Annotated in this window: 18 protein-coding genes and 1 pseudogene; 4 read left to right on the forward strand and 15 right to left on the reverse strand. The window is 57.7% G+C overall.

The window, feature by feature from the left end; genetic code table 11:
• Nucleotides 1-1298: 1298 nt before the first annotated feature.
• Both NJ75_RS21990 and NJ75_RS24030 read right to left on the reverse strand, forming a co-directional pair.
• Complete coding sequence (locus NJ75_RS21990) at nt 1299-2603, reverse strand: UDP-glucose dehydrogenase family protein (protein ID WP_039338352.1); 1305 nt, start codon at nt 2601-2603, stop codon at nt 1299-1301.
• A gap of 311 nt (nt 2604-2914) precedes the next feature.
• On the reverse strand, nt 2915-3454 hold the full coding sequence (locus tag NJ75_RS24030; protein WP_197423828.1) for a CAP family protein: 540 nt from the start codon (nt 3452-3454) through the stop codon (nt 2915-2917).
• Between the two features lie 264 nt (nt 3455-3718).
• On the opposite strand from NJ75_RS24030, the pseudogene NJ75_RS25465 reads away from it, so the two are divergent.
• Nucleotides 3719-3922: pseudogene (locus NJ75_RS25465) on the forward strand (transposase); the annotation flags it as partial.
• 298 nt (nt 3923-4220) lie between these two features.
• Here NJ75_RS25465 and NJ75_RS24040 read toward each other — a convergent pair.
• Together NJ75_RS24040 and NJ75_RS22005 are read right to left on the reverse strand one after the other, a co-directional pair.
• Entirely contained in the window at nt 4221-4865 is a 645-nt protein-coding gene (locus NJ75_RS24040) for a L,D-transpeptidase family protein (protein ID WP_236727228.1), read from the reverse strand.
• Complete coding sequence (locus tag NJ75_RS22005; RefSeq protein WP_039338356.1) at nt 4853-5434, reverse strand: PEPxxWA-CTERM sorting domain-containing protein; 582 nt, start codon at nt 5432-5434, stop codon at nt 4853-4855. Before NJ75_RS22005 ends, NJ75_RS24040 begins: the two co-directional genes overlap by 13 nt.
• 424 nt (nt 5435-5858) lie before the next feature.
• Between NJ75_RS22005 and NJ75_RS22010 the strand changes: the two genes are divergently transcribed.
• Both NJ75_RS22010 and NJ75_RS22015 read left to right on the forward strand, forming a co-directional pair.
• Nucleotides 5859-6554: a metallophosphoesterase gene (locus tag NJ75_RS22010; RefSeq protein WP_169804137.1), complete on the forward strand. Its 696-nt coding sequence runs from the start codon at nt 5859-5861 to the stop codon at nt 6552-6554.
• Nucleotides 6555-6984: 430 nt separating this feature from the next.
• On the forward strand, nt 6985-7308 hold the full coding sequence (locus tag NJ75_RS22015) for a hypothetical protein (RefSeq protein WP_039338359.1): 324 nt from the start codon (nt 6985-6987) through the stop codon (nt 7306-7308).
• Nucleotides 7309-7411: 103 nt separating this feature from the next.
• On the opposite strand, the gene epsI is transcribed toward NJ75_RS22015, so the two are convergent.
• From epsI to NJ75_RS22055, 8 genes are all read right to left on the reverse strand, one after another.
• A complete protein-coding gene (gene epsI, locus NJ75_RS22020) occupies nt 7412-8104 on the reverse strand; it encodes an exosortase-associated protein EpsI, V-type (RefSeq protein WP_082013531.1) in 693 nt (230 codons plus the stop codon).
• A complete protein-coding gene (gene xrt / locus NJ75_RS22025) occupies nt 8101-8982 on the reverse strand; it encodes an exosortase (RefSeq protein ID WP_082013532.1) in 882 nt (293 codons plus the stop codon). Before xrt ends, epsI begins: the two co-directional genes overlap by 4 nt.
• On the reverse strand, nt 8972-9661 hold the full coding sequence (locus NJ75_RS22030; protein WP_052242758.1) for a CpsD/CapB family tyrosine-protein kinase: 690 nt from the start codon (nt 9659-9661) through the stop codon (nt 8972-8974). The genes xrt and NJ75_RS22030 overlap by 11 nt, the downstream gene beginning before the upstream one ends.
• On the reverse strand, nt 9661-11001 hold the full coding sequence (locus tag NJ75_RS22035) for a hypothetical protein (protein ID WP_052242759.1): 1341 nt from the start codon (nt 10999-11001) through the stop codon (nt 9661-9663). Before NJ75_RS22035 ends, NJ75_RS22030 begins: the two co-directional genes overlap by 1 nt.
• Nucleotides 11002-11026: 25 nt before the next feature.
• Nucleotides 11027-11839 carry an SLBB domain-containing protein gene (locus tag NJ75_RS22040; RefSeq protein ID WP_039338361.1) on the reverse strand — a complete coding sequence of 271 codons (813 nt, stop codon included), beginning with the start codon at nt 11837-11839 and terminating at the stop codon, nt 11027-11029.
• 1 nt (nt 11840) lies between these two features.
• Nucleotides 11841-13031: a porin gene (locus NJ75_RS22045; RefSeq protein ID WP_169804136.1), complete on the reverse strand. Its 1191-nt coding sequence runs from the start codon at nt 13029-13031 to the stop codon at nt 11841-11843.
• Between the two features lie 372 nt (nt 13032-13403).
• Complete coding sequence (locus NJ75_RS22050; RefSeq protein WP_052242760.1) at nt 13404-14576, reverse strand: polysaccharide pyruvyl transferase family protein; 1173 nt, start codon at nt 14574-14576, stop codon at nt 13404-13406.
• A gap of 11 nt (nt 14577-14587) precedes the next feature.
• Nucleotides 14588-15457, reverse strand: a complete 870-nt coding sequence (locus NJ75_RS22055) for a hypothetical protein (protein ID WP_039338365.1) — start codon at nt 15455-15457, stop codon at nt 14588-14590.
• A gap of 141 nt (nt 15458-15598) precedes the next feature.
• Here NJ75_RS22055 and welK point away from each other — a divergent pair, with 141 nt between their 5' ends.
• Entirely contained in the window at nt 15599-16615 is a 1017-nt protein-coding gene (gene welK / locus NJ75_RS22060; RefSeq protein ID WP_039338366.1) for a beta-1,4-glucuronosyltransferase WelK, read from the forward strand.
• A 75-nt stretch (nt 16616-16690) separates the two neighbouring features.
• Here the strand turns inward: welK and NJ75_RS23590 are convergent, their stop codons facing one another.
• From NJ75_RS23590 to NJ75_RS25390, 3 genes are all read right to left on the reverse strand, one after another.
• Complete coding sequence (locus tag NJ75_RS23590) at nt 16691-17236, reverse strand: FxDxF family PEP-CTERM protein (protein WP_052242761.1); 546 nt, start codon at nt 17234-17236, stop codon at nt 16691-16693.
• 420 nt (nt 17237-17656) lie between these two features.
• Nucleotides 17657-18964: an ATP-binding protein gene (locus NJ75_RS22070; protein WP_082013534.1), complete on the reverse strand. Its 1308-nt coding sequence runs from the start codon at nt 18962-18964 to the stop codon at nt 17657-17659.
• Nucleotides 18965-19008: 44 nt separating this feature from the next.
• Nucleotides 19009-19248, reverse strand: a complete 240-nt coding sequence (locus tag NJ75_RS25390) for an XrtV sorting system accessory protein (RefSeq protein WP_039338367.1) — start codon at nt 19246-19248, stop codon at nt 19009-19011.
• Between the last annotated feature and the right edge of the window lie 125 nt (nt 19249-19373).

A 19373-nucleotide genomic window follows, 5' to 3' on the forward strand; every position in this document is an offset into this window, starting at 1 on the left:
TGGGCGCGGGGACGAAGCGAAGCTTCGGCAAGACTTCTTTTTCCCCCGTAGAAAAGCCATGGCACAGCTGCCACGTGCCGAGGATTATCCCGATCACATAAGCGTACAATCAGTCCTTGTCTCATTTACGGAATGTGATCCGAGTTTCGGCATCTTCGCACGCTCATTTGGCACCTACGCCGCCTTGTACCCCGGTCATTCCGTCGAAAGGCAGGAAGATGTAAGCGCAAACGCCAGGGGAAAGTTTGTTGATCCTTTAATGCGTTAGTTCACAAAGTGCATCTAATCTGTGCGGATAGGGTGGCGCGCGAGTTCGCCCGCGCTATCGGCGACCGGACGCTCAATCTTGTGAGGTCTTCCGGGTTCGTCGGACGGAGGGCTCGGCGGCGTGGGCAAGGGTTCGGAGGAATCGCACCACATTAGCCAGTCGAGCCTTCGCAGAAGTCGAATGGCACTCTGCAGTGTTACGCGGTGCCCAAGGACGGCAATGGCGGCTGTCGCGCGTTGCTCGGCTTGACCTATGCCTGCTTTTGGGTGGCAGGCTTGGGGATAAGCGGATTGACTGAAGAAAAATGTTGTATTGCAAGGGCCTGCTATCAATCGAGCTTGGAAAGCGCGGTCGAGGGAGATGGTTCGAGCAGTACCGTTCGGTCATCAGCAGCATCCTTCGGCAGCAATGTTTCGGCGCTCTGCGGCGCGACGTGGCACCCCAGGATGGCGTTGGGGCGCCATCAATCGTGGCTTCAGGCGCTGGCGCGAAGCCGGGGTCTGACAGACAATGAGAGCGCAACATTCAGCGCCCGCGTCGACAGCGGACGGGAAACGGGGAGTCTTTGACCCGCTCCCAGCCGCGTGTGGGTGGGTTCGCCAGTAAGCTCTACTGCCATTGGCAGTTGCTCTCGGACTACTGCTCTTATTCCACCTGACGGTCGGCGAGGGGCAGATAGCGACGCCTGCGACGCCCGGATGGCGTGCCCGAGCACGCACCTGTCGCGTTGCTCGTCGAGAAGGGCCCTGATACCGACGCGATCCGCATCAATTCTGCCCATGGACCATCAGGGCCGCCATTCCAGGGACGTTCAAGCCGGGGGAAAATCGGGCATGATTGTGCGCTTTCAGTGCAGTGTATCCATTTCGAGCGCCTGCTCGACCTTCTCAGAAACAGCGACCCGATAGGACACACCGAACAATAGCTCCCGCGGAATGATCCATCTCACCACCCCCAGCTACTGGCTCAGACATGTCCACAGCGGGTAGCCATTGAACCCTTCTCGACACAGGCATAGCTTTACGTGCTGTCAGGGGCGGCCAACACTGGTATAGATGATGCCCGCCTCGCGCGCCTGAGCCGGATCATAGACATTTCGCAAATCGATAAGCACAGGAGCCTTGGCCCTGTCGTGGATGCGTCCGAAATCAAGTGCACGAAACGCGTCCCACTCGGTTACCAGCACGATCGCGTCTGCCGCTTCGATCGCGTCATATACATTGGTCGCCATAGTTACATCAGGCATGAGACGCGCGGCCGCTTCCATGCCTTCCGGATCATAAGCGACCACGTCTGCGCCTGCATCCAGAAGCGTCTGAATGATCGCGATCGACGGAGCATCGCGCATGTCATCGGTGTTTGGCTTGAATGTCAGGCCCAGTATTGCGACGCGCTTGTCCCGTGCGCTTCCGCCAAGTGCTTCGATCACTTTGCGGCCCATTGCCCGCTTGCGCGTTTCATTTACGTTCACCACGGCTTCAACAAGCCGCACAGGACTGCTGAACTCTTCCGCTGTCTTGAGCAGGGCGAGGGTGTCCTTGGGAAAACACGAACCGCCGTAACCTGGACCTGCGTGTAGAAATTTTGTGCCGATCCGGTTGTCGAGGCCCATTCCGCGTGCCACGTCCTGCACGTTCGCCCGCACCTTCTCGCACAAGTCGGCCATTTCGTTGATGAAAGTGATCTTCGTCGCGAGAAAGGCATTGGAGGCGTATTTGATCAGCTCCGCGCTTCGCCTGGACGTAAACAAGATGGGCGCCTTGTTCAGGAACAGGGGCCGATAGACTTCAGTCATCACGTTGCGGGCCCATTCATCCTCGGCGCCTATGACGATACGATCAGGGCGCTTGAAATCGCCGATAGCCGCTCCTTCGCGCAGGAATTCGGGGTTCGAGACGACTGAGCATGCTACCGGCGTGCCGCTCGCCGCGAGGATCCGCTCGATCTCATCACCCGTCCCGACGGGTACCGTCGATTTCGTGACGACAACGGTCGGCGACTTGATGTTTGCGGCAATTTCGTGCGCTACTGCTTTGACGTAGCTCAGGTCCGCGTGACCGTCGCCGCGACGTGCAGGGGTGCCGACGGCGATAAACACCACCTGCGCGCCTTGGATTGAAGCGGCCAGAGACGAGGAGAAGGACAACCGTTCCGCTTTGACGTTTGCTGCGACAAGTTCCGCGAGACCCGGCTCGTAGATTGGCATGACGCCTGCGAGGAGGTTTGCGATCTTAGCCTCGTCCTTGTCGACGCAGACGACGTCGTGCCCAAAGTCGGCAAGACATGTGCCGGACACCAGGCCAACGTATCCTGATCCAATAATTGCAATCTTCATGGAAGATCCTGATCTGCTAGTGTGCGTCCCAAGCGGTGCACGCGGCATCCGACGCAACATAAGGTGCTTAGATTGAGGGCAAAAGCAGAACCTGCACAGACCTCACCTCGTTTGTTGGTGGCTCGTCTAGGCCGGCCTGTCAACGCCTAGTGAAGACTTCTCAATGGCACGGCGGGCAATTCCACGGTCTCAGCTAATTGTGAGCAGCCGTACTGGTAAAGCGCATTGCTAACGGGATTTCCGTCAGCCAAATCGCGCAATCATCCCTTGAACCGCGTGAGCGAAACGCCAGGAAACTGCGTGTTCACACATCAAACGGGAGAGGTTCCGATGACGTTGCCTGGTCGGCTGTAGCGACAGACCATGATTTCCTCGCCCCGGCTTGCTGCACGACCGCAGCCGACTTGCAAAGTGCGGCGCCAAACTACCTGCGTGTAGTGCGCGACGTCCCTTACATTGCCTGTCTCGCTATTGTTCGGGAATACACCAGGCTTGTAGTTGCGCTTTTCCGCAATCCATAATGCGACCATGGACTCAGGCCGGAAAGCGCCCGGAGTGCCGCCCCAGATGTTCTCGCCAAGTGCTGGCTCACCTTGGACATTTGGAGAATGTTCGAAGCGCCCTGTGTCGGCAAGATGCTGTGCCCACTTTTGGGCACCGTCCGCCAGCTCCCTGTTCCAGACCAGACTCGGTACGCCAAGGGTCGAACGCTCGCGATTATGCGCTGCCAGCACTTCTTGCGCAAAGTCATCGTTAAACGGCGAACCACCGGCCGCTGCCGGAAGGATGGCAAGTACGAGAGCGGAGCAGGTACTTGAGAGTTTTTTTATAAAGAACACAATCGCCTCCAATGGAGGCATCGTGGCAAAGGTGGATTGACCAGCACTTTCGCGACTTGGTTAACTTTCTAGCAATACCTGCGAGGCTGATCGATCATCGCGTAGACCTGGCAGCGCGCCAGCAAGCGCAGGCGCTCGCGATGAAATTCCGGCGCGCCTTGGGAAATGTCATCTGGCTCGGGAGTGTGCGATCCCGGCGGCGACTCGTAAACCGGCTTAAGGTTTCCTGGCTGGCGTGATTAAAGCTGGCCAAGGCCATGGAGGTGATGGTCTGCGTTGACGGACAGAGGATATCCGATCATCGAGCTTTCTCTGCCAAACAAGCCGCGCAGGATTCCCGGTGTAGATCATCGTCGGTTTCTGAACGGAATTGCCGCCCGGCTTCGGCCTGCTTCTTTACGGCCGGATGGGCCCCGGCGCCATGGCTCCTCAACGACGTGTTGCAATCGGTTTGTTCGCTGGCGCCAAGCCGGAGTGCGAAATCGGCTCTGGCTGCTGTTCCCGCGACTTTCGAAGGCAGATTGTGTTGCTGGGCTCGCCTGGGGCCGCGTCCTCCAGCAAAGTGCGACGGGTAAGAAAGGGGCACGGAGACCGAGACATGGAACCCGTCGCGCTCCAATCGCAAGCAGCGCTGACCGTCTTCGGATTGGCTCGGTCGTCTACGCAACCTGTTCGAGTGCTGTCCGAGCGCATCAAGCATTTCCGGAGCTTGCCACTGGTCACGAAAAGTGCCCGGAGACCACCTCGCCACCGGCATATGCCTTACGCATCTGGTATGCTACACGATGTGGACCACATCGCCCACATGGATCACTGCAAACAATCTTTTGGCAAATTCGGAAGGAATGCCGATGCATCCATGCGTTCCCAAGCCGGCCTGCACGTCGCTTCCATGAATGGAGACGCCGTCGTCCGTCAGCCGAAGGGTAAACGGCATCGGGGCGGAGTCGTAGGTTGCCGACACGTGATCGCGCATCATGGCGATCACGGGAAAGGAGCCTCGAGGCGTTGGATATTCATCTACGCCATGCAGAATGACAGCCGTGCCAATCTCCTCGCCGCCCCTGAACACCGATATGATCTGCCGATCGAGATCGACGCGGACCATGACTGCCCCTGAGCCACCGGGCGAGGAATGCAGGACATCCTGCCAGCGGTATTCGCCATAGGCCATCGCGGCGGGAACTTCCAACAACGAGGACACCATCGCGGGCCAACCATCCCGAGAGGACAACTGACGCGCTTGTTGCGGTGTTAAGAAGATTCGTGGTTCATGCAACGACCGGGATATTGCCGTTGGAGGCGTCATGGCGGAACGTGACGCGTCCTGCCATGCGGTATCGCTCTCATTCCTGCACGCCGCGATCAGCAGGAAAAAGGCCAGAACGATTGATTTCAGAATGCAGCCAGTCAGTCTGAGCAAGCGATAAGTTCCAAACGATGTCGCTTGCGCAAAACGATTCCGGTGAGGCCGAGCCCGATGATCATGATGAACCATGTTGCAGGCTCCGGGACAACGGAACCCCCTCCGGGAGGGAGGACACCTTGTCCAGGAGGGGTTATCACGCTGCCCGGAAGGCTGCCCGGCAACGGGCCAACGCCGTTGAAACCCGCAGGACCTGGCGTCACCGCCGCAAGAGCAGCAGGCAAGGATAGAGGTGCAGCACTGCCAAGCCCGTCCTGAGCTCCAATAGCGGGATCGTCAACAAGGTCCTCGGGCGAAAATATCTTGCCCAGCGCACGTTCGTTCGGGCTGGCCGGGGATGAGGCGGGATCGACGTTCTTGCCGATTGCGACCTGTGCCAGCGCCTTGCCCTTCGCCAGTTCTGCTGCCAAGCGTTGGCCAGGCGATCTTTGTGCGAACAGTTCGAGGGCGCTAAGTCCTGCAGGACCGCTGCTGGATGCCGTGGCCTGGACGCCCGCACCGGCGATGCTCCGCTGAAGCGCAGCGGTTCCGGCCAGCCCGACCAGCATGGCCATCGCGATGCCCATCAGGCGGCGCCCGCGAAGCAGACTGAGAGATTGCCGAAAAGGCGCAAATGAAGGCACGAGTTTCAAGCTCCTCAAATCCCAGCAACGCCATACTGCCCAGAGTCGGCTTGACAGAACGTTACACCTTTAAATTCAAATCGGTTAAGGATTTTCCTCGTTTGATTTTGATCCGTCCGACGCATTATCAACCCAGAATACAGGTCAGGAAGAAACTTTGCGTGACGGGCCTCACAGGCGCAGGACAATGTGGACGATCGTCGGGAAAACGTCCGAACGCAGGTGTCGGTGGTTAAGGATTACCTTGGCCGTGCTGGTCCTGGGCTCGAGCGCCCTTGGAGTGTCGCAAGCAATACAGCCTCCGCTCATGCGCGAGGCCACCTTGGAGTTGCCAGAGTGGCCTGCGCGTCGGCGGCCTGTTCGCGCCGTGCTGCTGGCTGATATTCACCTCGGCGGTATTGACATGACCGCCAAAAGGCTTTCGCGCATTATCGACCGCATCAATGCGGTCCAACCAGATGTCGTTCTGGTCGCCGGCGATTTTCTCACCGATTGGGCTGCGGACTCTGCGGACATCATCGAAGTTGCGGCGCAGATGAAGCGGTTACGTTCGCGCTACGGCACTGTAGCGGTGCTTGGAAACCACGATCATGGAAGCAACACTTTACTGCTCCGGAATCAGCTGGAACAGTCAGGTGTTACCTTGGTGGATAATGGAGCAGTGCGTCGCGGCCCTTTGATCCTGGCCGGGTCAGGCGACAGTGTATCAGGACATGCTCGTCTTGGAGGGACCCTCGCTGCGGTGCGGCGGTTGAGGGCAAAAACGGATGGAGCAATTGTCTACCTTGCCCATTCGCCGGATATCTTGAAATGGTTGCCTCAAGGCCCTGCGGTCTTGCTGGCCGGGCATACTCATTGCGGTCAGATTGTCCTGCCGCTGATTGGGGCGCCAGTCCGGGTGTCGCAGATATTTGGGAATAAACTTCGATGCGGGTCAATTCGCATCGGCGACAAGCATATCATCGTGACTTCCGGATTGTCGACGAGTTCATTGCCGCTTCGCATTGGAGCTCCGCCCGATTTCTGGGTCTTGACCCTGTCAGGTGCTTCTCACGCAGGATGATTGGCTGTGCAAGACAGTCGCCGCTAGCCGACCGCCGGGGCGGGAGAGTCTCGCGGCCAGAAGCCAGGCACTGCTTGATGCTATGCCTGAGGCACCACGCTGCTGGTTGACAAGGGCTGTGACAGTACCGCCATCTGCGAGGCCGCCGCGTGCGAAACTTCCTGGCCGCTGTCCCCACAAGCTCAATTCAAAAGCGGCGTTTTGCCATCAATGGTTTGAAAACGGCAACGCCGCCTTCAGCCGCATCTGTACCTGAAGCTGGTCGACTGCGTAATATGTCTATGGCTTGAAAATGGGATCCTGTCATTCGATCCCATGTTCCGGCAGCTGGGGATGGGGATACCACTTGCCACTTCTTCAAGGCAACTCCGAACCTCGGTGTTAACTGTTTGTTGTCTTTTTTGGCTCATTCTTTGCACGGTTCGTCCGGATGGGTGATCAGAAGGAATTCTCTATGGCCAAGAGTGCACCCGCTAGAACGCCCGGAATGCCTTTTCACGATGCGGTCGCTTCCAGGGCGGCCAGATCCAGGGTCGAACCGGTTTCCGTGATCGATATCTCGGGCGAACACGGGGCAACCCGGGCCCAGCGCGACGGCTGGATGGCCCGCGATCTTCAGATGATGTTGGCGCAACATTACAACGGTGAAGCTGCAACGAAGTCGCCGCCTAAGCTTGGGATTATCGCTCTGCTGGCGTTGGCTTCGTGGGGCCTGGTTATCGCTGCAGGTTTCGTCGCCCTCTCCATCATGTAGTTCCACGGCCATTTTGCGGTGATGCGTCGCAAGAAGGTCGATCTTAGGAATCTAATCGAGTGCTTCTTCCGCATCTGAGAAGATGTCGCGAGCGTGGCGAGCGTCAGCTGGATTTGGGCTCGGGCCCGATCATTGCGAGGCGCGACGCATCGGCAAGATTGTTAAGTAGCGTCTCGTGGAAACGGATCACGGTGCGGTGGAGCGGCACTTGTGCATTGCGCACGGCCGATGCGCGGACCAAGAGCCCGTCACCGATATATCCTGCAAATGCAGCCTTGAGGCGGCCAGAACGCTGCTCAGCTGTCGTTCGGGGTAGATCCAGACCAACCCTTGTCCAGTAAACGATGTCTTCCGTGCGCGCGCCTGTCCGTGCAGTCAAAGCAACAGCCGGAACCTTGCGGCCTCGCCCGGCGTCGAGGTCGACGAACCACCTGTCGACGATCTCAAAGCCGATGGCCGGATAGCATACTTCGGGGCGATGCAGCTGCAGAACATCGCTTTGTGCCTTGCCGTACGCCGCGAGTAGCATCACGCTTGGCAAAGTTGCTGCAGGATCCCGGTAGAACCGCGCGACTTGCTGTGAATAGAGGCGGCTTGCCAGGGAGCCTTCGACTCGCGGAATGACAATTTCTCCTCCCTCGCCAGCGATCCAGGGAGCAACGTCAGAGGGAATCAAGGTTCCGAGCTCTGCGTCTGCTGGGACAAAGGCCAACGTACGACGCGGCCGCAGAGCCTCTGCCAATCCCAAGGATCCCGCGCACGCCAGACCGGCGAGAAGATTGCGCCGGTCAATCATTTCGCAGATCGGTTGAGTATGCGCCAGAAAACCATGTCTGCTCCAAATATGAGGACAAGACCCAAGCCGAACAGGATGACGCCTGTCGTTGCATGCAGGAACCCTTGCGCAACATCATCGCCTAGATAGTACGTGATGAATATGAGGGTGACGACTCGCAGAACGTTAACGGCCACGGCGAGCGGTACAATCAGGCATACTAGCAATGCAGCATAGCGCCAGGATGCGCGCCGCAGAAGGTAGATGTAAAACAGGCTCACTGCTGTCATGCCGACAAGGGAATTCATTCCCGAGCACGCATCCTCGACGAGCAACTGATATTGCGCCACCTGGAGCGTCACACCCTGGCGTGCGACCGGCAGACCCGCGAGCGTCGAAATCTTCATGCCGAGTTCGCTAACCAGCATTTGCAGGGGGGCAGTAGCGCGGTCTAACATCCAGCCTGGCGGTGGAATGAGAAACCCCAGATAAAATAGCGGAAATGCATGCCTTTTCAGTTCCGAAAAACCCACCAGGCGCCATAAGAATCCGAGCGATACAAGGTAAAAACCTGCCACTTCTATGCTGATGAAGTCGTAGGCGCGGCCAAACACATACAAGGGCCACCCGAGCAAGCAAGGCCAGATGGCTTGAACCCATGAACCGCCGAGAACTGTGCGGTCTAATCGCAATCCGTTGTGATAAAGCAGCCAGAGACCTGTTGTGAGCACGATTGGGCCGTGCGCGCCGAGGTCGGTTGTCCAGACCTGCCTACCCAGATTGCCAATCGTCGGAATGGCCAGCACCAGCAGCCCGGCCAGGAGCGGAAGGTAGACAGGCAGCTTGGTGCTGCGTTCCGGTCGTTGTCCTTCGATCGCGCCGCGAGCCTCAGAAGTCATTTAGGAAGGTGCCGATGACAGCCGTATTTTCGAACTGCAACTCATTCACCAGTTGTTTCACATCGTTCACATAACTGCGTTCGCGGCAGGCCACGACCAGGGCATACCGGGTCACCGACGCGATCCGGCGGCAGTCCGAAAACCGGTTCGCTGCCGGCGTGTCGATCACGGTCAGATCATATTCACGCAGGCAGGTTCCAATCAGGTTTTGAAAAGCCTGGCCTCCCAGGTTTTGAATGCCGTCATCGTCCACGTTGCCCGCATGGAGCACTGACAGATTATCCTGGACGAGCTGGACGCCTTCACTTAGCGGTAGGGTCTCGTCTCGCAGGAGCTCGACCAGACCCACGTTGGATTTTGGCCCTCGGATGTACTCTGACATGCCAGGGTTGCGCAGGTTGGCATCGATCAGAAGCGTGTTGACTCCGGCTTGCGACATGGCGACAGCAAGATTTGCAGCGATGAAAGTACAGCCGGTCCCTGCCGATGGGCTGCAGATGGCAAGAGCTCTGCGCCCGGCTTGAACGTGCTGGGTCATAATCACACCGCGAAGCGTGCGAAGCGCTTCGGCGGCCACCGATTGCGGTTGTGAAGCAATAATGACGCTGGGCGAGAATGCAAACTTCTCGCTGCTCTTCTTGTCAGGGTCGGTCGTCTCTGACTGCTCGATGGTCGCCATTACGCTCTCCCTGCAGATTTCAGCGGCAGTATGCGTATGTCACCCAAGATCTTTCTCCATGTCGGGCGTTCGCCCCCGGTATCCGAAGCGCCCGACATCGTTCCCAGAACCGGCACATTGGCAAAACGCATGTCTTCGACGCCACGTACGCGACGCGCCGTCAGCTCTGCGAGAAGCGCAACCAGCACACCCATGACCAGACCGAGCGCAGCAGAGCCGAAAATCAGCAATGGCCAGTTGGGAAACGTCGGCTGGGTTGGCGTAGTCGCACTGCCGAGCAAAGTAAGGCCGCTGTCGAGTGCTTGAGCCTGCTGCTCAAGATCAACCGCTCGTGCGGACGTCTTCTGATATTGTTCACGCAAGACCGCGACATCACTCGCAAAACGACGTGCCTCGTCGACGAGGCCACGTTGCGCGAGAACCTTGGCCTGTTGCGATCCCACCAGCGCCTGCAGGGAAGGGCCTGACGATCCGCCGCTGACTCGGGGTGTTGCTGCGGCACCTGCCGCAATTAGCGCGTCACGCCGCCGTCTGAGGTCGATCAATTGTGGATTGTTCGGCCCAAGAGATTTCTCGGCGGCAGCGATAGCTGCGTTTGCCTCGGCGATTTGACCTGCCATGGGATTGGCTGGAGCTACAGCAGGCATATTCATGGTTGGCATTGGCGTTGCCGCGGAAAGGGCAGCGAGACGCTTGCTTTCCTGATCGATCAAATCCTGGTCCAGAACAATACCGTTCGTGCGTTCGAAGTTAGAGAGGCGCAATTCCGCCTGGGTCAGACGGCCCCTGATCTCGTCTGCCTGTCCACGAAACCAGCGGGCGTTGTTGGCAGCATCCTCCCGTTTGAACGCAATCGCTTGATCTACGTAGGCGCGCCTGATTGCATCGGCTACCTGAGCTGCAATCTCGGGGTTGGACGATGAATAGGAGATTTCGAGAACGTTGCTCCCCTCGACAAGTTGAGTAGAGGTGCCGTCCATTATCCTTTGCGCAAGCCACCTGCGGAAGTCCCTGGTATCATTCGGATCGCGTGCCCGATACTGTGCCGCAAGCTCAGGAGAGTCCGCCCATCCCAGAAGGTCGGTAGCGCGTCCGGCGATGCGATAGTCACGGATCAGCTCGATCTGAGTCTTCACATAGGCACGAGCAAATGCCGAGGAGATCATCTCCCCGGTAACCGGATCAGGCTTCACAACGTCCATGAGGACGCGGGATTGTGCAGTGTAGCGGGGAGGTAGCACGCGTCCTGCCAAAAGCGCTGCAGACAGGCTTGCCACGAGAGCGATCAGGATGATCCCTCTGCGCGCCCAGAAGATACGCAGAAATTGTGTCAGGCTCATGCTTTGTCTCCGGTGCGCATGCTCATCAGAAGAACCGCTCGCCTATGAAGATTGAGTCATCGGCAGCGACTGGCGCATCGAGGTCGACTTTTACTTTCTTCCCATTTCGATAGACCGAAACCTTGCCCATCGATCCGCGATCCGTGACACCGCCGGCGCGGGCGAGCGCCATCCGATAGGTCATGTTCTTTTCGAGCTTGTAGACGCCAGGGGCACCGACCTGACCCGAAACGTAGAAATTTGCCGCTGTTGCAATGAACAACTTGTCGTCGGGACTGACGTACGGATCTTCCAGAGGCCCGCCGCTGGCGACGGCGGAGATTGACAGCGAAAGCTCATCGCCGTTGCTCCGCCGCACAATGACGGTGTCCCCTGCAGTTGCACGGACGCCGCCGGCGCGCGCAATGATTTCCGAGACTCGGTAAGGACGGTCTACCGGAAGGATGCCGGGTGTGCCAAACTCGCCGAGCACAGTAACATAGCGGCTGGCGTACTGGGCCACACCGACAATCACGACCGGATCATTGTAGAACCCCCCTTGCTTGAGGAGCCGGGCGACCTGATCGCGAAATTGCAGCACGGACAACCCCGAGGCCTTCACTGCATGAATATATTGCAGGGTGACCGTTCCGTCGGCCTGGACGGGCTGACGAGTGGTGAATTCGGCCTGGCCGAGCACGCTCACCTCGATGACATCGCCAGGACCGAGCAGGTACCCTTGGTTTAGCGTGCTCGCAGGGGTATTTCCCGAAGCAGCTGGGGCGACTTGTGCCACTGCCGACCCAGCGATCAGCAATACTGTGCCCAAGGCAGACGCAATCAGCTTTTTGTGGTCCATGTCAGAAATTCCCGAGCGTGATGGAGGCTGTAAGCAAGCCGTAAGTGTTTCTGTAATCGAGAAATGTCCCGTTCGCATTGCGGCGTTCATGCCCTCCTTCGAGGGACAGTTTCAAGCGCCGATTGACTTGCATGCGCAAGCCCGCATTCAATTGATCAAGCCGGTCGTTGGTCAGGAGAACCGTTTGCGTCGACCTGGCATTGGCGAAACGCCGGTCATTGCGCGTCACGCCTGAAAAGACCGATGTGCGCGGCGTCAGGGCGTATTCCGCAGCAAGCGCGTAGCTGGTGTCACGGCTATAGAGCGCTTCGCCGCCCAAGGACGGATTCAACGATCTGGCGAAGTCGAGAGTTACGCGAAGATCGGTGCTGGGGACGGCAGAAAGACCCGCGGTCCATGTCAAACCCTTGAAGCCTCCTCCCGCCGGACCGTCAGGGTCGAGATTACTGTATGCCAGAGACGCATTTGCAGTCAGAATTGCGCCAATTTCTCGCCGTCCTGTAATCTTCAGCTGATCGATCCGGTAGCCTGACAGGCCGATCGTGCCTGACCGTTCGGGATATGTGATGCGGTCACGACCGAGCGTCGCCGTGAATTCACCCAGCACGGGATTCTGATAAGACACTCCGGCCTGCAGCTGATGGCCGCGATAATTGGCGAAGCGGCGCAACGAGTTGCTGTTGTTTCCTTGGGTGTATCCAGCCGACCCTAGTATCTTCAAACCGTTTGCGCGCCCACACTGGAGGCTTGATTCATAATTCTGAACGGTCTGCGTGTTTCGTACGCTGTCGATCCCGGGAACATTCAGGACAGCAAGTTGCGCCAGGTCGCTCTGGCGACGCTCAAAGCGAGGATTCAATTGAAGTTGGCAGTTGCCAAAGTATAGTCCGGCGTCGGCATCCAGCGCGATCCGCTCACGGTTCAGCCTCGCATTGCGATTGTAGAAGTCATATCCGGCAAAGGCGGTAAGCTCGAGACTGTTCCGGCCTAGCGGTCGAATGAGACTTAGCTCAGCCCCGACGGTGAGGCGTTGATCGGCCTGCTGGAGACCACGCTGCAAGGCGCGGTCAGGGTTCGCCTTGGCCACGTTGCTTTCTGCCCGAAGGGCGCTGGTCAGACTGACAGTCGTAACCTGTGTCGCTTCTTGCGCAGAGGCGCATGAAGGGACAAAGGTCCACGCCAGCGGAGACAACAGAATGCAAACAGATTGATGGCGCATTGGGCAAGACTTTCAGCTATCTTGATCGGCTTGTTACCGTAATCCTCGGTCCGGGCCAATGACGTTGCGAGCCAACGTCCGGCGCGCCCCAAATTGGAACGCAACGAGGCGATCCCGATCGCCCTAACGGCTCAAAAGTTGCATTTGTAAGGCGATTGCAGAGGTTCGTCCGCTTGGCGGCCCATGGGACGCAGCTCGATTGAGGCGTCGAATCGATAGGCCCGGTAATCCAAGCCGAGGTGCTCGGCGTCGGCCGAGAAACAGTTGGGCAGAGTACCAGATTGAGGCTGCCGCCGGTAAGCCGTGCGGAGTTCTCAGTGACTAAACAAGGCCGGTTGTCGGTTGTCATCGGCGTGCGTTCGACACGGACGTGAGCAGCTTTTGCAATTCGCCTCGATAGGTCTGAAGCCGAGCATCGACATTTGTCCTGGCTGTCGCGATCTGCGCCTTTAGTCGTTCGCGTTCTTGAATGTGTGCCAGAACGAATTGCAAAGCCTCGTCCACGCTATAGCCGGTTTCAGGCAGGATGCAGTCATAGCCAAGAGAACCGAACAGCCCGGAGAACTTGCGGCTATATGCTGTGGGTACTACCGGGACGCCCGCCGAAAATGCTGCGATGCAGGCGTGCATTCTGCCAGCCACAAGCACATCCAGCCCGCTGATGTGCGACTTTGCGGCCTCGGCGCCTGAGAAATCCGGGATACGTCTTGCAAACGGATACATTGCGGCGAGACGGTCGGCCAAAGCGCCATCGTCATCGCCAGGGTCGGTCCGACTCGTTGCATGCGCGATCAATTCTATTTGTACGCTGTGGTCAGTCGCGAAAGTCTCAAGCAAAGCGTGAATGAAGCCGGCGTAATTGTAGGAGAGGCCGAACCTGTTCTCTCCACTTTCGGCTTGTCGATAGAGCAGGCCAGAGGCATTCAAGCCTATGCGAACAGGCTTGGAGTCATTGGTGGTCGGAGCGCGGGTGAAGGGGAGCTCAAAAGCCACGTCAGTTGCCAGGACAACGCGTGCACTTGGCGCAATCTCGCGCGCTACGTCGAAGCTCTGAATATCTCGGGCGACGACACAGCGTGCGCGATTCATAACTGCTTTTGCAAGTTTGCGATAAATGGTACCGGTGAACGGTCCTATCGTTTGTGGAGCAAGAACAAGCGGCACTTTGCGCACGTAAGCCAGGGCTTTAGTTGCCCATAGATAGGCAAAACGTTTCGGCCCATAAATCTGCGCAAAGCTATCCCCAGCCCCAATATCGATAATCGCATCCAGTGACGCGAGAAGCGACCAGTATCCACGGGGAGATATGATGCTTCGACCGTCGACCACGAAAACGTCAGCACTGTTTTTCCGCAAGGTTGAAGCGTCGTGATTGTCGCGCATGCCGATGACGATCAAATGCGCGTCAAGACCCAGTTTTTCCAATTCCTGACGGACTATGGCAATGTTCGAAAGGGTGAGGGCATCGACGCCGAGGTTCCCCGAGGCGAGCGAGTGCCAGAGCAATCCGATTTTCATGTGCAAGGGGCTCAGCGTGCATCTCCCTTGGCGGGGCCAGGCTCAGCTGTAGTGGCTTGACCCGTTTTTGTCACGAAAGCGGGATTAACCATCACTTTGGCCCGTTCGCGCTTTACAATAGTGTTAAGCGCATTCCGGACTTGCGTGGTGCTGCGCTGGTTGGTCAGGATAAAGCGCGCGGCTTGCAATGCGGCTGCATCCTCAAGAGGTTCGGCGCGGATCGCTGTGATCTGTGACATCACGAATCCACCATCTCCGCCGGGTGTCATCAGGAGCGCTCCCTCTTTCAGTCCGGCTGTTGTAGCGGCAACTTCGGGCTCGAGACTGAGCGTGTCCATAATCGCGGCAGACCGGACATACTTTATGCCTGATCGTTCAAGCAGATCCTTTACCTGTTGCAAGCTTTGGTATGCGGCCAACTGCTTGGCGATCGAAGTCGACACGGGCGGCAGAATGAACTGGTCGACTGTCAAAAGTTTACGTTGCGCAAAGCTGGCAGGGTGGGCTGTGACGTAAGCGGCAACCTCATCGTCTGAGACGTTCGGCACATTCTTTGATAGCGCGCTCCTGACAAGTTGCATGAGAGCCAAATCCCGAGCCCTGCTGAGTACCATGGCCGCTTCCGGTGTCTTGTCCATTCCCTCTGACTGTGCATAAGCGGCAAGAATCTTGCGGGAAATCAGCCCTTCGAGCGCTTGTTGCTGAATTTCTCGCACGGCCACAGGATCATCCGGCAAAGAGGGGGTTTCAAGCCGGAGTTCAGCAGCAGTGATTTCCGCTCCAGCGATCCGTGCTACGACTTGGCCGGTGGGGGCTTTTTCCTTCTCGGCGCCGCAGGCGGTAAGGGCCAGGCAAGAGATCACCAGCGTAAATCTTATCATAGTCCATTTGGCCTTCTGTGGGCGGGAAGTACGGAGGAACTCTCTACACAATCGAAATTTTCTGAGATAGGGGCAAATCACCATTTCCCTAATTTGGCTTGAATGCGCCGGTCGGGGCCAAATTCTTAATCGAGGCTGTCTATGGCACGCGACCCGAAATTCTGTCTTGCTGCCTCGGGCGGTGGGCACGTGCGGCAGCTACTCGATTTGAAACCTTTTTGGGCGGAATACGACCATTTCTTCGTGACTGAAGATACCGCGCTTGGTCGCTCGATAGCGCGCGACGAGACAGTGGAGTTTGTCCCTCACTTCGCTCTGGGCCAGGCGCGGCTCGGCTCACCTTTGAAAATGCTGCGTTCAGCATTCAAGAATATTTGGACGTCCTTACGCATCGTGCGCCGACACCGGCCAGACTATGTCGTTACGACTGGCGCCGGATCTCAGGTTTTCATTGTGTTGTGGGCGAGGCTCCACGGCTCCAGAATCGTCTTGATTGACAGTTTCGCTCGTTTCGATGCGCCGAGTGCCTTTGCCAGGTTGGCAGGGCCGCTCGCTCATCTTCGAGTATCACAGTCTTCTGTTGCGGCTCAAAAATGGGGCGGTGCCGCAGTTTTCAACCCACTAAAGATGATAGAGGGGCAAGGCCCGGAGAAGGAGGCTTTGGTATTTGCGACGGTCGGAGCGACATTGCCTTTTCCGCGCCTTTCAGACCTCGTGGTGCAAGCGAAAAGAAAAGGCCTCCTTCATGAGGAGGTGATCCTGCAAGTTGGTCAGGGTGGCTCCGTTGATGTTCCGGGCGGCGTCCTGGCAGTGGAAGAGCTCACTTTCGACGAGATCAAGGGCCTTCTTGCGCGCGCGTCGATCGTGATCTGTCATGGCGGAACCGGATCGATCGTCACCGCTCTGCAGAACTTTTGCCATGTTATTGTAGTGCCTCGCCGGTTCGAGCTTGGCGAACACTATGACAATCACCAGGAGGAAATAACAGCGGCGTTCGTGCAGCGCGGGCTGGTCAGAATGGCCGATGATGAGGTCGAGCTAGAGAAGGCGCTTAACGAACTCCGTGGAGCGCCTGCAGTGGGCGCGACGACCGACCCTGCCGAACTCATGGACTTCTTGCGCGCCTGGGTTGCAAGAGAACAACTGAGTGCGCGCTGAACAAAGTTTGGATCGCCGAAGCATCATGCAAAAAAGGGCTGCCAAGGGCAGCCCTTTTCAGATCTCCACAACTGCTCAGGCAAATGCAGGAGTAGCGGCCTGACGGCGGCGTTGCCGAAGGGCGACGCCCGCGAAGCCAATGCCAAGAATCATCAGTGCCCAAGTCGACGGCTCGGGTACACCAGAGAGCGAAAGGATGCCGTTGTAAAAACCATTGGGCTGTGAAGACCCGGTGACGAGGATCTGCTGCGCGCCGGCCGGAATGCGGAAGTTGAGCAACGCCCGCTGCTCAGTGACGCCGGTGGATGTCGCCGGGATCACGGTGGAATTGAGCTTCACCCCATTCGAGATAAAGTTGACGTTGTATGACTGATTCAATCCTGCGCGAGTCGAATCGATCACGACGCTCGCATTTCGCGCATAATTGGTGACGAACGTGAACACGTCGTTGAAGTGGGCGGGATACTCTGCAGGGTCGGTGTTGCCGAACGTGCCCCCGACGTTAGCGGTGTAGTTGATGAAGCACGAGTTGGTGCCCGTCGATGTGCAGGTTGCTGCAGACACCGGGGCAGACGCAAGAGCCCCTGCGGAAACAATCGCAGTAAGGAATGCCTTCTTCATAGCTTAACTCCTGACAAAAAGCAGCAAGAAAAGCCGGACCCGCCATCGAATCCAGTCACTTGGCTTGTTTGGTAAATGTAGTGTTAAGCACGCTGCAGCGCAACACGGAATCACGTCGACCGTCCCAAAACGGGAGTGTTTGTTGATGAATTTTTTGCAAGGAACAATACTGCCGCGGCCACGTTAAGCTTAGATTTTTCGTTCTGGTTTGGCCAACACAACCTTGCTTTGTGGCACATACGGTTGGCGCGGATCGGGCTCGGCGAGGTGGCCGGTCAGAGCATGCTGCGAGTATATGCGGGCCGTTTTGTCAGCACTGGGGAGTCGTAGTCGGGCAAGGTCTGCGTATGTCGAATCGATGAGACGAACGCGAACAACGTTGTGACGGGTCGCCCCCTCAGTCGTCGGGTGTCTCCCCTTCTAGTCTTGGGCCGCCGTGGTCACGTCTGAGGGCGCCATGCCCGTGTCTGGCCAATATTTTAGGGCCAAGATCTGCGGAATGCTGTCGTCACAGAAGAGGAACTGGCCATCAGTCCCCTGCCATTGGCGAGAGTCAGCTCCCAGCGTCGCGATGATTTCTTTCACCATGTCTTCCGGCAGCAAGCCGAAGTTCTTTTGCGCAAACCGCCCGGCTGCAAACAGCGAGGTCGGCTTTATTTTTGCCTCCAGGCAGTTCAGCTGTGCCTGCGCCGTGGGCGATAAGCGGGAATGCATGTCATCAAGCACCAGTTCGACTGCTACTCGGAGGTCCTGGCTTGAAATGACTCGCCTGTCGTTCTCCAATGCGGTGCGAGCCGAATACTGTCCAAGAAGGTTGGCAAGATAAGGTGAACCATTGCTCATCTCAATGAGCAGGTCGCGCGTCGCGTTCTCGAAGCTGAAGTTACCGATCGTCTCGCCTTTTGCTATGATCTGGCCGAGCTCATCAGGCGCCATGCCCGCGACCGCAATCCCGAGGACATTGCGCCTGATGGACGGAACGTGTGCGACAAGCTCCGACAAATTAAGCGCAACGCCGCCAATGACTAGTTGCACGCGCGCCGACCGATCAGAGAGGCTCTTGATCAGCTCTGCAACCTTGTCACGAAATCCCTGCTCGGGTGATCTGTCGAATTCATCGAGAATGATCAAAAGTTTAGTGCCTGTGAGCTTTACAAGCTCTTCGCTCAGGGATGCGGGTGTCACGGGGTCTTCACCCAGAATGTCACCCAGGCTGCGGTCACGCTCGACTTCAAGCGAGGATGGGTCGTATCCGGCGTGATAAAGCAGGGGAACATCGCGCGCGACCGCGCGAAAGAGGCTGTCGAACGTGCTGCTCTCGCTGCAGGATGCGTAGCGAACCAGATAACGGGCGTCTTTCGCCAGGATGGCCAGCACGTGGAGGAGCGAGGTCTTACCTATCCCGCGGTCGCCGAAGACGACGAGATGCATGCCCTGATCCTCGACTGCACTGATCATCCTGTTGAGCAGCTTTGTGCGGCCTGCGAATCGGCCTAGATCGGAAACTGGCTGAGCAGGCGTGAACGCGCGTGATAACAAGGTGCGCGTCGCAGCGCCACGTGGCGAGCGCAGGCGTTCTTCACGCGAAAGTCCCTTGAAACGAGGGAAAGACGCGGTGTCTCGAGTTTGATTGAAGGTGCCGGCTGGAATATTAGGTGCAGCGCGCGGACCTGATTTCTTCGTCGACTTGGAACCGAAAAATCGTTGAAACCAGGATTTGGACTGCATTGATCGAACACCGTATTGAGCAGAAGAGTGGTTTGCAGAAAGCTTCAGGCCCTAAACCGGGGCTTCAGTACGTAATAGAGGTAGACCAGGGTCGAAAGCATTAAGACGCTCGCGAGAAGCACATAACCACTGTTGCCCGCATAATTGGCTGCGGCACAGGCAGTTGCAGGAGGGAGATAATGCCATGGCGTATCTTTCGGCTCCTCGGCTGCCGACCTCTGCAGGTAAAGCACGGCAAGGCCTGCGAAGATGAGGACTGTAAGCCAGTCAAAGATTGTTTCCATGGCGCTCTCTGGGTTGTCGCGGTGAACCGGACCGGCAGTTAGCGCAATTCCGGGCTGAGCGCGAATGCAATTTCGCGCCGTGCATAATCGGGACGATCTGGACGCCTTGAGCCGCGCTCGAAAGC

The organism is Novosphingobium subterraneum (assembly GCF_000807925.1).
Lineage (GTDB): Bacteria > Pseudomonadota > Alphaproteobacteria > Sphingomonadales > Sphingomonadaceae > Novosphingobium > Novosphingobium subterraneum.

What these genes read in the sequence shown, in the direction of transcription:
- NJ75_RS22070 (WP_082013534.1), bottom strand. Translation starts at nt 18,964, where the DNA reads ATGCAGTCCAAATCCTGGTTTCAACGATTTTTCGGTTCCAAGTCGACG.
- NJ75_RS23590 (WP_052242761.1), bottom strand. Translation starts at nt 17,236, where the DNA reads ATGAAGAAGGCATTCCTTACTGCGATTGTTTCCGCAGGGGCTCTTGCG.
- NJ75_RS21990 (WP_039338352.1), bottom strand. Translation starts at nt 2,603, where the DNA reads ATGAAGATTGCAATTATTGGATCAGGATACGTTGGCCTGGTGTCCGGC.
- NJ75_RS22040 (WP_039338361.1), bottom strand. Translation starts at nt 11,839, where the DNA reads ATGGACCACAAAAAGCTGATTGCGTCTGCCTTGGGCACAGTATTGCTG.
- epsI (WP_082013531.1), bottom strand. Translation starts at nt 8,104, where the DNA reads ATGATTGACCGGCGCAATCTTCTCGCCGGTCTGGCGTGCGCGGGATCC.
- NJ75_RS22050 (WP_052242760.1), bottom strand. Translation starts at nt 14,576, where the DNA reads ATGAAAATCGGATTGCTCTGGCACTCGCTCGCCTCGGGGAACCTCGGC.
- NJ75_RS22005 (WP_039338356.1), bottom strand. Translation starts at nt 5,434, where the DNA reads ATGGGCATCGCGATGGCCATGCTGGTCGGGCTGGCCGGAACCGCTGCG.
- welK (WP_039338366.1), top strand. Translation starts at nt 15,599, where the DNA reads ATGGCACGCGACCCGAAATTCTGTCTTGCTGCCTCGGGCGGTGGGCAC.
- NJ75_RS25390 (WP_039338367.1), bottom strand. Translation starts at nt 19,248, where the DNA reads ATGGAAACAATCTTTGACTGGCTTACAGTCCTCATCTTCGCAGGCCTT.
- NJ75_RS22035 (WP_052242759.1), bottom strand. Translation starts at nt 11,001, where the DNA reads ATGAGCCTGACACAATTTCTGCGTATCTTCTGGGCGCGCAGAGGGATC.
- NJ75_RS22015 (WP_039338359.1), top strand. Translation starts at nt 6,985, where the DNA reads ATGGGTGATCAGAAGGAATTCTCTATGGCCAAGAGTGCACCCGCTAGA.
- NJ75_RS22055 (WP_039338365.1), bottom strand. Translation starts at nt 15,457, where the DNA reads ATGATAAGATTTACGCTGGTGATCTCTTGCCTGGCCCTTACCGCCTGC.
- xrt (WP_082013532.1), bottom strand. Translation starts at nt 8,982, where the DNA reads ATGACTTCTGAGGCTCGCGGCGCGATCGAAGGACAACGACCGGAACGC.
- NJ75_RS22030 (WP_052242758.1), bottom strand. Translation starts at nt 9,661, where the DNA reads ATGGCGACCATCGAGCAGTCAGAGACGACCGACCCTGACAAGAAGAGC.